The 14,975-nt window shown below is 59.8% G+C and carries 11 protein-coding genes; all 11 read left to right on the top strand.

Annotated elements, in window-relative coordinates; translation table 11 throughout:
* Positions 1-27: 27 nt before the first annotated feature.
* Positions 28-471: an RNA polymerase-binding protein DksA gene (gene dksA / locus ACP7BN_RS26415; protein WP_426206728.1), complete on the top strand. Its 444-nt coding sequence runs from the start codon at positions 28-30 to the stop codon at positions 469-471.
* Between the two features lie 84 nt (positions 472-555).
* Complete coding sequence (gluQRS, locus tag ACP7BN_RS26410; protein ID WP_426206727.1) at positions 556-1,452, top strand: tRNA glutamyl-Q(34) synthetase GluQRS; 897 nt, start codon at positions 556-558, stop codon at positions 1,450-1,452.
* A 77-nt stretch (positions 1,453-1,529) separates the two neighbouring features.
* Positions 1,530-1,706 (top strand): hypothetical protein, encoded by a 177-nt coding sequence (locus tag ACP7BN_RS26405; RefSeq protein ID WP_003176118.1) that lies wholly within the window; start codon positions 1,530-1,532, stop codon positions 1,704-1,706.
* Entirely contained in the window at positions 1,690-4,644 is a 2,955-nt protein-coding gene (locus ACP7BN_RS26400; protein ID WP_426206726.1) for a sensor histidine kinase, read from the top strand. The genes ACP7BN_RS26405 and ACP7BN_RS26400 overlap by 17 nt, the downstream gene beginning before the upstream one ends.
* A gap of 22 nt (positions 4,645-4,666) precedes the next feature.
* Positions 4,667-6,103, top strand: coding sequence for a sigma-54-dependent transcriptional regulator (locus tag ACP7BN_RS26395; protein ID WP_426206725.1), 1,437 nt, complete (start codon positions 4,667-4,669; stop codon positions 6,101-6,103).
* Positions 6,104-6,836: 733 nt separating this feature from the next.
* Positions 6,837-8,237 (top strand): polynucleotide adenylyltransferase PcnB, encoded by a 1,401-nt coding sequence (locus tag ACP7BN_RS26390; protein ID WP_420648407.1) that lies wholly within the window; start codon positions 6,837-6,839, stop codon positions 8,235-8,237.
* A gap of 2 nt (positions 8,238-8,239) precedes the next feature.
* Positions 8,240-8,725: a 2-amino-4-hydroxy-6-hydroxymethyldihydropteridine diphosphokinase gene (gene folK / locus ACP7BN_RS26385; protein ID WP_426206723.1), complete on the top strand. Its 486-nt coding sequence runs from the start codon at positions 8,240-8,242 to the stop codon at positions 8,723-8,725.
* Between the two features lie 381 nt (positions 8,726-9,106).
* Positions 9,107-9,907 carry a 3-methyl-2-oxobutanoate hydroxymethyltransferase gene (gene panB / locus ACP7BN_RS26380; protein WP_426206721.1) on the top strand — a complete coding sequence of 267 codons (801 nt, stop codon included), beginning with the start codon at positions 9,107-9,109 and terminating at the stop codon, positions 9,905-9,907.
* On the top strand, positions 9,904-10,764 hold the full coding sequence (panC, locus tag ACP7BN_RS26375) for a pantoate--beta-alanine ligase (RefSeq protein WP_426206720.1): 861 nt from the start codon (positions 9,904-9,906) through the stop codon (positions 10,762-10,764). Before panB ends, panC begins: the two co-directional genes overlap by 4 nt.
* A 205-nt stretch (positions 10,765-10,969) precedes the next feature.
* The gene (pgi, locus tag ACP7BN_RS26370; protein WP_426206718.1) at positions 10,970-12,634 is read left to right on the top strand and encodes a glucose-6-phosphate isomerase; all 1,665 of its coding nucleotides are present in this window, start codon (positions 10,970-10,972) and stop codon (positions 12,632-12,634) included.
* Positions 12,635-12,997: 363 nt separating this feature from the next.
* Positions 12,998-14,935: an acetate--CoA ligase gene (gene acs, locus ACP7BN_RS26365; RefSeq protein ID WP_426206717.1), complete on the top strand. Its 1,938-nt coding sequence runs from the start codon at positions 12,998-13,000 to the stop codon at positions 14,933-14,935.
* Positions 14,936-14,975: the final 40 nt, after the last annotated feature.

Genomic DNA, 14,975 nt, shown 5'->3' with positions numbered 1-14,975 from the left:
ATTACAAGAGTAGAGGCGGTCCATTTCATGCCCACCCAAGCAAAGCAACAGGCTAACCAATCGCTCAGCGGTTTCGAACCTTATGTTCCGAAAGCTGGCGAAGAGTACATGGGCGCCCCCATGCGCGCGCACTTCTCCAAGATCCTGACCAAGTGGAAACTCGACTTGATGCAGGAAGTCGACCGCACGGTTGATCACATGAAGGACGAAGCGGCCAACTTCCCTGACCCGGCCGACCGTGCGAGTCAGGAAGAAGAGTTCGCCCTTGAACTGCGCGCCCGCGACCGCGAGCGCAAGCTGATCAAGAAGATCGACAAGACCCTTCAGTTGATCGAAGACGGCGAGTATGGCTGGTGCGACTCTTGCGGCATCGAGATCGGCGTCAAGCGCCTCGAAGCCCGTCCTACCGCCGACATGTGCGTGGACTGCAAGAATCTGGCTGAAATCAAGGAAAAGCAGGTCGGCAAGTAATTCCGAACTGAACGAGAAACGGAGCGTGCGAACGCTCCGTTTTTGTTTCTGCTGTTTTTGACTCTCACAAATAACATCGCCGCCATGACTGCCAAAAATCCCCCCGCCTACATCGGACGCTTCGCCCCGACCCCCAGTGGACATCTGCACTTCGGTTCGCTGGTTGCCGCACTGGCTTCGTATCTTGACGCGCGCTCGGTCGGCGGCCGCTGGCTGGTGCGCATGGAAGATCTCGACCCTCCGCGCGAAGAACCCGGCGCGCAGGCGGCAATCCTCAAGGCGCTGGAAAGCTACGGTTTCGAGTGGGATGGCGAGATGGTGCGCCAGAGTGATCGGCACGACGCCTACGCCGAAGTACTCAATAGCCTGTTCAATCATGGCCTGGCGTACGCCTGCACCTGCTCGCGCAAACAACTCGAGCCGTATCACGGCATTTATCCGGGGTTGTGCCGCAATGCCGGCCACGGACAGGACGACGCCGCGATCCGCCTGCGCGTGCCGGAGCTGGAATACCACTTCATCGACCGCGTGCAGGGCGAATTTCGTCAGCACCTGGGCCGCGACGTCGGTGATTTCGTAATTCGCCGCCGCGACGGTCTCTACGCCTATCAACTGGCCGTGGTGCTGGATGATGCCTGGCAAGGTATCACCGACATTGTGCGCGGCGCCGATCTGCTCGACTCGACGCCACGTCAGCTGTATTTGCAGGAACTGTTGGGCTTGCGTCAGCCACGCTATCTGCACCTGCCGCTGATCACCCAGCCGGACGGCAACAAGCTCGGCAAGTCCTACCGTTCGCCGCCGCTGGAGGCCGATCAGGCCACGCCTTTGTTGCTGCGGGCGTTGCGCGCGCTCGGTCAAAACCCGGGCATGGAACTGGCCCACGCCACACCGCAGGAACTGCTGATCTGGGGCAGCGCTCACTGGGACGCGGCGAAGATCCCGCGCACGCTGACGCTACCTGAAGCACAACTGTCATGACGGCGCTTGCAGTGGCGCGCCCATCCGTTACCATCGCCGCACGTTTTCGGGCACGCACATAAAAAAGAGAGGCCGGGATGTACATCTATCGCTTGGTCCTGCTTCTGGTCGTGGGGATCTACCTGTTTTCTCCGGCCATCATGGATTGGTGGATCGACGCCACGGGCGCCTGGTATCGCCCGTATCTGCTGTGGCTGATTCTGATCGTCGTGACCTTCATCCTGCAGAGCCAAAAAGATGCCGATGAGCTTTAGTCTGACCCAGATGCTGCTGATCAGCGCCGCCTACCTGGCTGCACTGTTCGGCGTGGCCTGGATCAGTGAGCGTGGAATGATTCCACGGGCGATCATTCGCCATCCTCTGACTTACACCCTGTCGCTGGGCGTTTACGCCAGTGCCTGGGCGTTCTATGGCACGGTCGGTCTGGCCTATCAGTACGGCTACGGCTTTCTCTCGAGTTATCTCGGCGTCTCCGGCGCGTTTCTGCTGGCGCCGGTGTTGCTGTATCCGATCCTGAAAATCACCCGCACCTATCAACTGTCGTCGCTGGCCGATCTGTTTGCCTTTCGCTTTCGCAGCACCTGGGCCGGCGCTCTGACCACGATCTTCATGCTGATCGGCGTGTTGCCGTTGTTGGCGTTGCAGATTCAAGCGGTAGCCGACTCGATCGGCATCCTTACCGGCGAACCGGTGCAGAACCGTGTGGCGCTGGCGTTCTGTGCGCTGATTATTCTGTTCACGATCTTCTTCGGCTCGCGCCACATCGCCACCCGCGAAAAACACGAAGGGCTGGTGTTTGCGATTGCTTTCGAATCGGTGATCAAACTGATTGCCATCGGCGGCGTCGGCCTCTACGCCCTGTACGGCGTGTTCGACGGCCCGCAGCAACTTGAACTGTGGCTACTGCAGAACCAGACCGCCCTCGCCGCCCTGCACACGCCTTTGCAGGAAGGCCCGTGGCGCACGTTGTTGCTGGTGTTCTTCGCCTCGGCCATCGTGATGCCGCACATGTATCACATGACCTTCACTGAAAACCTCAACCCGCGCTCGCTGGTCAGTGCGAGCTGGGGTCTGCCGCTGTTCCTGCTGCTGATGAGTCTGGCCGTACCGCTGATTCTCTGGGCCGGGCTGAAACTCGGCGCCACGACCAATCCGGAATACTTCACCCTCGGTATTGGCATCGCCGCCAACAGCAAGTCGCTGGCGTTGCTGGCTTATGTCGGCGGCCTTTCGGCGGCCAGCGGTCTGATCATCGTTACCACGCTGGCGTTGTCCGGCATGGCGCTGAACCACTTGGTGCTGCCGCTGTATCAGCCACCGGCCGAGGGCAATATCTATCGCTGGTTGAAATGGACCCGCCGGGCGCTGATCGTTGCGATCATCATGGCCGGTTTCGGCTTCTATCTGATGCTCGGCGCCGAGCAGGATCTGGCCAACCTCGGCATCGTCGCGTTCGTCGCCACCCTGCAATTCCTGCCGGGCGTGCTGTCGGTGCTGTACTGGCCGACTGCCAACCGTCGCGGCTTTATCGCCGGTCTGCTCGCGGGGATTCTGGTGTGGGTGGTGACCATGCTGCTGCCGCTGGTCGGCAATCTGCAGGGTTTCTATATTCCGCTGTTGAACATGATCTACGTGCTCGACGACACCAGTTGGCACATGGCGGCGATTGCTTCGCTGGCTGCCAACGTGCTGATGTTCACGCTGATCTCGCTGTTCACCAACGCCAGCCCCGAAGAAGCCAGCGCGGCCGAGGCCTGCGCGGTGGATAACGTGCGCCGCCCGCAACGTCGCGAGCTGCACGCCGCATCGCCGCAGGAATTCGCCACGCAACTGGCCAAACCGTTGGGCGCCAAAGCAGCGCAGAAAGAAGTCGAACAAGCGCTGCGTGACCTTTATCTGCCGTTCGACGAGCGCCGGCCGTACGCCTTGCGTCGTCTGCGCGATCGCATTGAGGCCAACCTGTCCGGCCTGATGGGCCCGAGTGTTGCGCAGGACATGGTGGAAACCTTCCTGCCCTACAAGGCCGGCGGCGAAAACTACGTTACCGAAGACATTCACTTTATCGAGAGCAGGCTTGAGGATTACCACTCGCGCCTGACCGGCCTCGCCGCCGAACTCGACGCCCTGCGCCGCTACCACCGCCAGACCCTGCAGGAACTGCCGATGGGCGTCTGCTCGCTGGCCAAGGATCAAGAGATCCTGATGTGGAACAAAGCCATGGAAGAGCTGACCGGGATCGCCGCGCAACGCGTGGTCGGTTCGCGCCTGAGCACCATCGCCGATCCGTGGAAAGAATTGCTGCAAGGCTTCATCAATCTGCCGGACGAGCATTTGCACAAGCAACATCTGGCGCTCGACGGCCAGACCCGTTGGCTGAATCTGCACAAGGCCGCCATCGATGAGCCGTTGGCGCCGGGTAACAGTGGTCTGGTATTGCTGGTGGAAGACCTGACCGAAACGCAGATGCTCGAAGACAAACTCGTGCATTCGGAGCGGCTGGCCAGCATCGGCCGACTCGCGGCCGGTGTGGCTCACGAGATCGGCAACCCGATCACCGGCATCGCCTGTCTGGCGCAGAACCTGCGCGAAGAGCGCGAAGATGACAGCGAGCTGACTGAGATCAGCGGGCAGATTCTCGAGCAGACCAAACGCGTATCACGCATCGTGCAGTCGTTGATGAGCTTTGCCCACGCTGGCAGCCATCAGCACAGCGACGAGCCCGTCTGTCTGGCCGAAGTCGCGCAGGATGCAATCGGTCTGCTGGCGCTGAACCGACGTAATTTCGAAGTGCAGTTCTATAACCTGTGCGACCCGGATCACTGGGTCGAAGGCGACCCGCAGCGGCTCGCCCAGGTGTTGATCAATCTGCTCTCCAACGCTCGTGACGCCTCGCCTGCCGGCAGTGCGGTACGCGTGAAGAGCGAAGCCGGCGAACACACGGTCGATCTGATCGTCGAGGACGAAGGCAGCGGTATTCCGAAGAACATCATGGACAGATTGTTCGAACCCTTCTTCACCACCAAGGATCCTGGCGAAGGCACCGGTCTGGGCCTTGCACTGGTCTATTCCATCGTTGAAGAGCATTATGGACAAATCACCATCGACAGCCCGGCTGATGTCTTGAGCCAGCGCGGCACCCGAATCCGGGTGACATTGCCGCGTCATGTCGAAGCGACGTCCGCTGTGAACTGAGACCGTCGAGAGTATCGAATCAATGCCGCACATTTTGATCGTCGAAGACGAAACAATTATCCGCTCCGCCTTGCGCCGCCTGCTGGAACGTAACCAGTATCAGGTCAGCGAAGCCGGTTCAGTGCAGGAAGCACAAGAACGCTTCACCATTCCAACATTCGATCTGATCGTCAGCGATCTGCGCCTGCCAGGTGCGCCAGGCACCGAGTTGATCAAGCTTGGCCAGGGCACTCCGGTGCTGATCATGACCAGTTACGCCAGCCTGCGTTCAGCAGTCGATTCGATGAAAATGGGCGCGGTCGACTACATCGCCAAGCCTTTCGACCACGATGAAATGCTGCAAGCCGTCGCGCGCATCCTGCGCGATCGTCAATCGGCACCGGCGGCGGGTGAAAGTGTTACCGCCAAACCTGCCAATGGCAGCGGCAAATCCGCCGTCGATAATAGTAACGGCGAGATTGGCATCATCGGTTCGTGCCCGCCGATGCAGGATCTGTACAGCAAGATCCGCAAAGTCGCGCCAACCGATTCCAATGTATTGATCCAGGGCGAATCCGGCACCGGTAAAGAACTGGTGGCCCGCGCCCTGCACAACCTGTCGAAACGCGCCAAGGCACCGATGATTTCGGTGAACTGCGCGGCGATCCCGGAAAGCCTGATCGAGTCCGAATTGTTCGGCCACGAGAAAGGTGCGTTCACTGGCGCCAGCGCCGGTCGCGCCGGTCTGGTGGAAGCAGCGGATGGCGGCACGTTGTTCCTCGATGAAATCGGCGAACTGCCGCTCGAAGCTCAGGCACGCCTGCTGCGCGTGTTGCAGGAAGGCGAGATTCGCCGCGTCGGCTCGGTGCAATCACAGAAAGTCGATGTGCGTCTGATCGCCGCGACTCACCGTGACCTCAAGAGCCTGGCGAAAATCGGCCAGTTCCGCGAAGACTTGTATTACCGCTTGCACGTGATCGCGCTGAAATTGCCGGCCCTGCGCGAGCGTGGCGCCGACGTCAACGAAATCGCCACGGCGTTCCTTGCTCGTCAGAGCGCGCGCATCAACCGTACCGACCTGAAATTTGCTGCCGATGCCGAACAGGCGATCCGGCACTATTCCTGGCCAGGTAACGTGCGTGAGCTGGAAAACGCTGTCGAGCGCGCGGTGATCCTCAGCGAAAGCCCGGAAATTTCCGCCGAGCTACTGGGCATCGATATCGAGCTGAGCGATCTCGACGATGACGAGTTCATCGGTTTGCCGGCGCAAACCGGCGGTAACACCAGCAACAGTAGCCACGAGCCAACCGAAGATCTGTCGCTGGAAGACTACTTCCAGCACTTCGTGCTTGAGCATCAGGACCACATGACCGAGACCGAACTGGCGCGCAAATTGGGCGTCAGCCGCAAATGTCTGTGGGAACGCCGTCAGCGTCTGGGCATTCCACGGCGCAAGACCGGGGTCGCCAGCGAGAGCTGAATGTCACCTGTATCGTGTGCGAGTAACGCTTGAAGATGTGAAAAAACTGTTACCTCGGTTTTTCCACGTAACAGAAGCCGGGGTTATCGGTAACGAAACCCCGGCTTTTTTTCGCCCCGAGAAAACGGTTATATCGACCTAACCCTTTGTTTTGCTGGGTTTCGCAAAAGTTGGCACGCCCCCTGCTATATGTTTGGTACAAGAACAATAACAAGCAATGCACAAGACAATAAAAATAAGACGAATCGACTCACGCACAATAAAAACAAGACGGCGAGAGGCGCAGCTAACTGATTCTTTTGGAGAGGCGTTGTATTTGGGGCTTGCCCCACGACCAGGCCGAGAACAACAAAAACTGTCCTAAGACAGAGCCTGTACTGGTTGGATCGAGAGATCACTGCAATTCAGCGACCAAAGCAATCCGTTTGCTCTTGGCTCCCGATTGGGAGGGCCATGAAGCAAAAGCTTCATGGCAAGGGCACTCAACAAAAACAAGAAGCCCGAATCAATAATAAAAAGAGCACGCAACTACTTCTTGGGGAGCTTCGGCTCCCCTTGTAGTTTCTCCTCCGCGATAAAATCTCCCCTCCCAGACGACTCGACGCCTTTAGCCTGCGGCTTGCAGCTCGAATCAGCCATGCCCTACACCATCCCTCGACTAAATGCTAGAATCCCGGCCCATCATGCGGTCATTCTTTGGTCTGGCCGAACATTCCTTCAAACAGTGCATCCCATGCTGAAGAAGTTGTTCCAGTCATTCCGAACTCCCGTTCGTCGTACACAACACATCCGTAGCACGCCTGAAGTTCTCAACAGCGGGCAACACTCGCTGCAAAAGGGCCAGTTCAGCCGTTACGCGGTCAATATCGTCGAACGCCTGCAGGGCGCCGGCTACCAGGCGTATCTGGTTGGCGGTTGCGTGCGCGACATGCTTTTGGGTATCACACCCAAAGACTTCGACGTCGCCACCAGTGCCACCCCCGAGCAAGTGCGTGCCGAATTCCGCAATGCGCGGATCATCGGTCGGCGCTTCAAACTGGTGCACATTCATTTCGGTCGCGAAATCATTGAAGTCGCGACCTTCCGCGCAAATCACCCGGTCAACGATGACGACGAAGACAGCAATCAGTCTTCGCGTAACGAGAGCGGGCGGATTCTGCGCGACAACGTTTACGGCACTCTGGAAGAGGACGCGCAACGCCGCGACTTCACCATCAACGCCCTGTATTACGATCCGGTCAGTGAGCGCATCCTCGATTACGCCAACGGCGTACACGACATTCGCAATCACCTGATTCGTCTGATCGGCGACCCGAAGCAGCGTTACCAGGAAGACCCGGTACGCATGCTGCGCGCCGTGCGTTTCGCCGCCAAGCTCAACTTTGGCATCGAAAAACACACGGTGCAGCCGATCCGTGAACTGGCGCCAATGCTGCGTGAGATTCCGTCAGCGCGGCTGTTCGAGGAAGTGCTCAAACTGTTCCTCTCCGGCCACGCGGCGATCACCTTCGAAATGCTGGTCGATCTGCAACTGTTTGCGCCGTTGTTCCCGGCCAGTGCCGACGCGCTGGAACACAACCCGGAATACACCCACACGCTGATCAGCGAAGCGCTGTCCAACACCGACCTGCGGATCAAGCAGAACAAACCGGTGACTCCGGCGTTCCTGTTTGCCGCAATGCTCTGGCCTGCCCTGCCAGCGCGCGTGCTGCGTTTGCAGGAGCGCGGTATGCCGCCGATTCCGGCGATGCAGGAAGCGGCTCATGAGCTGATCGCCGAGCAGTGCCAACGGATTGCGATTCCGAAACGTTTCACCATGCCGATCCGCGAGATCTGGGACATGCAGGAACGTCTGCCGCGGCGCAGTGGCAAACGCGCCGATCTGTTGCTGGACAACCCGCGCTTCCGTGCCGGCTACGACTTCCTGCTGCTGCGCGAAAGCGCCGGCGAGCAGACCGATGGCTTGGGCGAATGGTGGACTGACTATCAGGATGCCAACGACAGCGAACGTCGCGACATGATCCGCGACCTCAGCGGCAAAGGCGATGATGCCAGCGGTGCGCCACGCAAACGTCGACGCAGCAGCGGTTCCAAGCGCAAACGCGCCGGCGCACCGAGCGCTACAGGCGAATAAGCATGGAACGCATCTACATCGGCATGGGCAGCAATCTGGCTGACCCCGCCGAACAATTGCGCAGCGCGCTCGACGCGCTGGAGCAATTGCCGGATACCGCGCTGATCGGTGTTTCGGCCTTCTATCAGAGCGACTCACTGCTGCCGGGCCAACCGCGTTACACCAACGCGGTCGCTGCGCTCGACAGCAGGCTCGCGCCGCTGGATCTGCTGGATGCCTTGCAAGCCATCGAAAACGATCAGGGCCGTGAACGCCTGGAGCGTTGGGGGCCGAGGACGCTGGATCTGGACATTCTGTTGTTCGGTGATCGATTGATCGACGAGCCGCGCTTGAAAGTGCCGCATTATCAGATTCAGGAGCGGGCGTTTGTGTTGTATCCGCTCGCTGAACTGGCTCCCGCCCATCTGCGCCTCGTCGATGGTCGTACCCTCTCCGACCTGCTGGCAGCCTGCCCGTTCGTCGGCCTCGAACGCATCCCCTCCGCCTGATACAACTCCCCTGTAGGAGCTGCCGAAGGCTGCGATCTTTTGATCCTGTTTTTTTAGAAACAAGAGCTAGATCAAAAGATCGCAGCGTGCCGCAGCTCCTACACGGACTGTCGGACAAAATTCGTGCAAATCAGCCCCGCCGCCCCGCTGAATCGCATCAGTAACGCCGGTAACACTCCCCTCGTAACAACGCGGTAACACACGCAATTGACTTCCTGATGTCTCCTCACGACTATAGGCGTCCCGCTGCCGCCAACCCGGCACACACGGGCGCAATCCAGGCCTTATAAGCACGACAAAAAGAGCGTGCGCCTGAGTTAATGAAGAATCACGCGCGTTACTCGCAGTAGTTTCCAGAGCGCCTGAACGAGGATTTTTTACATGCCAGCCATCACCCTGACCACGCTCCAGAGCCTCAAGCAGAAAGGTGAAAAGATCACCATGCTGACCTGCTATGACGCGACCTTCGCCCATGCCTGCAACGAGGCCGGTGTCGAAGTGCTGCTGGTGGGCGACTCCCTCGGCATGGTTCTGCAGGGTCACGACAGCACCCTGCCGGTGACCACTGCGGAAATGGCCTACCACGTTGCCAGCGTCAAACGTGGCAACAGCGATGCATTGATCCTGGCCGACCTGCCGTTCATGGCCAACGCCACCCTCGAACAAACCATGATCAACAGCGCCACGCTGATGCAGGCCGGCGCGCACATGGTCAAAGTCGAAGGCGCACTGTGGCTGGCCGAGTCGATCCGCTTGCTGGCCGAGCGCGGCATTCCTGTCTGCGCGCACATGGGCCTGACCCCACAAGCGGTGAACATTCTCGGCGGCTATAAAGTGCAGGGTCGCAACGAGAACCAGGCGCGGCAGATGCGCGCCGACGCGATCTCGCTGGAACAAGCCGGCGCGGCAATGCTCCTGCTTGAATGCGTGCCGAGTGAACTCGCGGCAGAGATCAGCCAGGCGGTGAAGATTCCGGTAATCGGCATTGGCGCCGGTAGCGCCACTGACGGCCAGGTATTGGTGCTGCACGACATGCTTGGCCTGTCGATCACTGGCCGCGTGCCGAAGTTCGTGAAGAACTTCATGCTCGAGCAGGACACCATTCAAGCCGCGCTGAAGGCTTACGTCAGCGAAGTCAAAAGCGTCACTTTCCCTGGGATCGAACACGGATTCTCTGCATGAACACCGTTAAAACCGTACGCGAACTGCGCGCCGCTGTAGCCCGCGCCCGCAGTGAAGGCAAGCGCATCGGCTTCGTGCCGACCATGGGCAACCTGCACAGCGGCCACGTCGCGCTCGTGACCAAAGCCACGCAACGCGTGGATTTCGTGGTTGCGAGCATTTTCGTCAACCCGCTGCAATTCGGCGCTGGCGAAGATCTCGACAAGTACCCCCGCACGCTCGCGGCGGACCAGGAAAAACTCCTCGAAGCCGGCTGCTCGCTGCTGTTCGCCCCCACCGTTGAGGAGATGTATCCCGACGGTATGGCCGGACAGACCCGCGTCAGCGTGCCGCAACTCTCCGAAGGCCTGTGCGGCGCCAGTCGTCCGGGGCATTTCGAAGGTGTCGCGACGGTGGTCAGCAAGCTGTTCAACATGGTCCAGCCGGATCTGGCGATCTTCGGCCAGAAGGATTTCCAGCAACTGGCGGTGATTCGCGCGCTGGTGCACGACCTGAACATGCCGATCCAGATCATCGGCGAGCCGACCGTGCGTGCTGCCGATGGCTTGGCGCTGTCGTCGCGCAACGGTTTCCTCAGCGAAGAACAACGCGCCGTGGCCCCGGTGGTGTATCGCACGTTGAGCGCCATTGCCGAGTCGATCAAGCAAGGCGAACGCGATTTCCCGGCGCTGATTCAGGCGCAACAGCAACAGCTGGAAGCGGCTGGCCTGCGTCCGGATTACCTGGAAATCCGCCATGCCCTGACCTTGCGTCCGGCGACGGCTGAGGATCGTGATCTGGTGATTCTGGTGGCGGCGTTCCTCGGCACCACACGGTTGATTGACAACCTGCATCTGAATCTCGACACGCCAGCCTGACCGTTTGTCGGTCCCTCGCAGCCACGATGTTAGAAAAGTACCGGAAACTGGTCAGAAGAAGTCAAGACAGATGGCAGCGCGAGGTTTACTGTATTCACCCTGCGCCATTTAATCGTGTCGACGCAGTTGGCGCCTCGCCCAAACATGGCGGGGCCGCCTGATCCGTGTATATAAGGCCGTTCAAGTAAAAAGGAAAATCGCAGCGATGGCGTACTACCGCACTCCTCACGACGTTACCGCTCTGCCCGCCTGGCAAGCGTTGAAAGATCACCGCCAAGCCATGCAGGATTTCAGCATGCGCGAAGCCTTCAACGCCGATCCGCAGCGCTTCAATCAATTCACCCTCAGCAGCTGCGGCCTGTTTCTCGATTATTCGAAGAATTTGATCAACGCCGAGACCCGCAACCTGCTGGTGGGTCTGGCCAATGAAGTCGATTTGAAAGGCGCGATCAAAGCGCTGTTCGACGGCGAAATCGTCAACTCCTCCGAAGGCCGCCCGGCACTGCACACCGCCCTGCGCCGTCCGGTAGGCGACAAGTTGTCGGTCAACGGCGTCAACGTGATGCCTGAAGTGCACAAGGTACTGAACCAGATCACCGATCTCGTGGGCCGCATCCACGATGGTCTGTGGCGCGGCTACACCGAGAAGCCGATCACCGACGTGGTCAACATCGGTATCGGTGGCTCGTTCCTCGGCCCTGAGCTGGTGTCCGAAGCGTTGCTGTCCTACGCGCAGAAAGGCGTGCGTTGCCATTATCTGGCGAACATCGACGGCAGCGAGTTCCACGAACTGACGCAGAAACTGCGCGCCGAAACCACGCTGTTCATCGTTTCGTCGAAGTCGTTCAACACCCTCGAAACCCTGAAAAACGCTCAGGCCGCGCGCGCGTGGTACTTGGCTCAGGGTGGTTCGGAAGCCGAGCTGTATCGTCACTTCATCGCCGTATCGAGCAACAACGCTGCGGCTGTGGCGTTCGGTATCCGCGAAGAAAACATCTTCCCGATGTGGGACTGGGTTGGCGGTCGTTACTCGCTGTGGTCAGCCATCGGTTTGCCGATTGCCTTGGCCATCGGCATGTCCAACTTCAAGGAACTGCTGTCCGGTGCCTACACCATGGACCAGCATTTCCAGAGCGCGCCGTTCGAACAGAACATGCCGGTGCTGCTGGCCCTGCTCGGCGTGTGGTACGGCAACTTCTGGGGCGCGCAGAGCCACGCGATCCTGCCGTACGACCACTACCTGCGCAACATCACCAAGCACTTGCAGCAGCTGGATATGGAATCCAACGGCAAGAGCGTACGTCAGGACGGCACCCCGGTGTCGACCGATACTGGCCCGGTGATCTGGGGCGGCGTCGGCTGCAACGGTCAGCACGCTTACCACCAGTTGCTGCACCAGGGTACCCAACTGATTCCGGCCGACTTCATCGTGCCAATCGTCAGCTTCAACCCGGTCTCCGATCACCATCAGTGGCTGTACGCCAACTGCCTGTCGCAGAGCCAGGCACTGATGCTCGGCAAGACTTTGGGCGAGGCTCAGACCGAGCTGCGCGACAAGGGCATGAGCGAAGAAGACGTGCAGCGAATCGCGCCGCAAAAGGTGATCCCGGGCAACCGTCCGAGCAACACCCTGGTGGTCGAACGCATCAGCCCGCGTCGTCTCGGCGCACTGGTAGCCATGTATGAACACAAAGTGTTCGTGCAAAGCGTGGTCTGGGGCATCAACGCCTTCGATCAATGGGGCGTGGAGCTGGGCAAGGAACTCGGCAAAGGCGTCTACAACCGCCTGGTCGGCAGCGAAGAATCGGTTGCTGAAGACCCGTCTACTCAAGGTCTGATCAACTATTTCCGCGGCCGTCATCGCGGTTGATTTGTTGCTGTGTGGCTGGCTTGAGTAAATGAATGATGAAGAGAGCCCCTGATATTCAGGGGCTTTTTTTGGTCTGAAGTTTGTGGTGACCGGGAGATCGTTTCCCCCTCACCCCAGCCCTCTCCCCCAAAGGGGGAGAGGGGAAAGGGAGCGGATCTCGGTTGTTTTCAGAGCCTGAGTTCGACTCAATATTGCAGGTCGGCGTATAACGCATGACACCTCGGTCAGTCCCCTCTCCCTCCGGGCGGTCCGACGTTTCGGGAGGGCTAGGGTGAGGGGCTCTTGGCTTTGCTGCAGCGCTTGAACCCTTTCCTTCATCGGCGCATCTTTGTCCTTGTCGCAAAACAAGAATAAGGAACCGTCATGTTCGATATCAGCACGTTCCCGCAAGCCGATGCCGTCCGCCGGGCTGCGCAGTTGAGTCAGGACGACTACCGGCGTCTGTACCGCCAATCGATCGAGCACCCCACTGAATTCTGGGCCGAGCAGGCCACGCGTTTTCTCGACTGGAGCAAACCGTGGAAAACCGTCCAGCGCTATGATCTGAAAACCGGTGAAGCCGCATGGTTTGCCGGGGGCAAGCTGAACGTCAGCTACAACTGCATCGACCGCCACCTCGAACAGCGCGGCGATCAGACTGCCTTCATCTGGGAAGGCGACGACCCCGCCGAATCGGCGCAGATCACTTACAAGAAATTGCATCACCACGTCTGCCGCCTGGCCAATGTGCTGAAAAGCCGTGGCGTGAAGAAAGGCGACCGGGTGTGCATCTACATGCCGATGATTCCCGAAGCCGCCTACGCCATGCTCGCCTGCGCGCGAATCGGGGCGATTCATTCGGTGGTGTTCGGGGGTTTCTCTCCGGACTCGTTGCGCGACCGCATCCTCGATGCCGACTGCCGCACCGTGATCACCGCTGACCAAGGCGTGCGCGGCGGCAAGTTCGTGCCACTGAAACAGAATGTCGACAAAGCGCTGCAAAGTTGCCCGGACGTCAGCACGGTGGTGGTAGTCGAGCGCACGCAAGGCGAGGTTGATTGGGTCGAGGGCCGCGACCTCTGGTATCACCAGGCCGTGCGCGATGTCAGCGACGATTGCCCGCCAGAACCGATGGACGCCGAAGACCCACTGTTCATCCTCTATACGTCCGGCAGCACCGGCAAACCCAAAGGCGTGCTGCACACCACCGGCGGCTACTTGCTGCAAGCGGCGATGACTTTCAAATACGTGCTCGATTACCGCGACGGTGAAGTGTTCTGGTGCACCGCCGACGTCGGCTGGGTCACCGGCCACAGTTATATTGTCTACGGCCCGCTGGCGAATGGCGCGACCACGCTGATGTTTGAGGGTGTGCCGAGCTATCCGAGTTCGTCGCGCTTCTGGGAGGTGATCGACAAACACAAGGTCAACATCTTCTACACGGCACCGACCGCCCTGCGCGCGCTGATGCGTGAGGGCGCCGGGCCGTTGCAGGAAACTTCGCGGCAGAGCCTCAGATTACTCGGCAGCGTCGGTGAGCCGATCAACCCGGAAGCGTGGGAATGGTATTTCAACGTGGTCGGCGAGCAGCGCTGCCCGATTGTCGATACGTGGTGGCAGACCGAAACCGGCGGCATCATGCTCAGCCCGCTGGTCAGCGCGCAACGGATCAAACCGGGCTGCGCGACTCAGCCGATGTTCGGCGTGCAACCGGTGTTGCTCGATGAACAGGGCAAGGAAATCAAAGGCGCCGGCAGCGGCGTACTGGCGATCAAGTCCAGTTGGCCGGCGCAGATCCGCAGCGTCTACGGTGATCCGCAGCGCATGGTCGATACCTATTTCAAACCCTACCCCGGCTACTACTTCACCGGTGACGGCGCACGCCGCGACGAGGACGGCGATTACTGGATCACCGGGCGCATCGACGACGTGATCAATGTCTCCGGCCACCGCATCGGGACCGCCGAAGTGGAAAGCGCGCTGGTGCTGCACGACAGCATCGCCGAGGCCGCCGTGGTCGGTTACCCGCACGACGTCAAAGGTCAGGGCATCTATGCCTTCGTTACACCCATGAACGGCGCCGAGCCGAATGACGCCTTGAAAAAACAACTGCTCGAACACGTCAGCAAGGAAATCGGCAGCTTCGCCAAACCGGATCTGATCCAGTGGGCGCCGGCCTTGCCGAAAACCCGTTCAGGCAAGATCATGCGCCGCATCCTGCGCAAGATTGCCTGCAATGAACTCGACAGCCTTGGCGACACTTCGACCCTGGCCGATCCGAGCGTGGTGCAAGGGCTGATCGACACGCGCCTCAACCAGTAAACTGCCCGGCGCGGTCATCCGGCCGCGCCCGCCCTTCACC

The organism is Pseudomonas sp. TWP3-1, assembly GCF_049896625.1.
Taxonomy (GTDB): domain Bacteria; phylum Pseudomonadota; class Gammaproteobacteria; order Pseudomonadales; family Pseudomonadaceae; genus Aquipseudomonas.
The sequence above is the reverse complement of the archived record's forward strand: the minus strand, read 5'-3'. Positions and strand labels throughout refer to the sequence as shown.

Excerpts from the sequence above, each read along its gene's own strand:
- dksA (WP_426206728.1), top strand. The coding sequence starts at position 28 with ATGCCCACCCAAGCAAAGCAACAGGCTAACCAATCGCTCAGCGGTTTC.
- gluQRS (WP_426206727.1), top strand. The coding sequence starts at position 556 with ATGACTGCCAAAAATCCCCCCGCCTACATCGGACGCTTCGCCCCGACC.
- ACP7BN_RS26405 (WP_003176118.1), top strand. The coding sequence starts at position 1,530 with ATGTACATCTATCGCTTGGTCCTGCTTCTGGTCGTGGGGATCTACCTG.
- ACP7BN_RS26400 (WP_426206726.1), top strand. The coding sequence starts at position 1,690 with ATGCCGATGAGCTTTAGTCTGACCCAGATGCTGCTGATCAGCGCCGCC.
- ACP7BN_RS26395 (WP_426206725.1), top strand. The coding sequence starts at position 4,667 with ATGCCGCACATTTTGATCGTCGAAGACGAAACAATTATCCGCTCCGCC.
- ACP7BN_RS26390 (WP_420648407.1), top strand. The coding sequence starts at position 6,837 with ATGCTGAAGAAGTTGTTCCAGTCATTCCGAACTCCCGTTCGTCGTACA.
- folK (WP_426206723.1), top strand. The coding sequence starts at position 8,240 with ATGGAACGCATCTACATCGGCATGGGCAGCAATCTGGCTGACCCCGCC.
- panB (WP_426206721.1), top strand. The coding sequence starts at position 9,107 with ATGCCAGCCATCACCCTGACCACGCTCCAGAGCCTCAAGCAGAAAGGT.
- panC (WP_426206720.1), top strand. The coding sequence starts at position 9,904 with ATGAACACCGTTAAAACCGTACGCGAACTGCGCGCCGCTGTAGCCCGC.
- pgi (WP_426206718.1), top strand. The coding sequence starts at position 10,970 with ATGGCGTACTACCGCACTCCTCACGACGTTACCGCTCTGCCCGCCTGG.
- acs (WP_426206717.1), top strand. The coding sequence starts at position 12,998 with ATGTTCGATATCAGCACGTTCCCGCAAGCCGATGCCGTCCGCCGGGCT.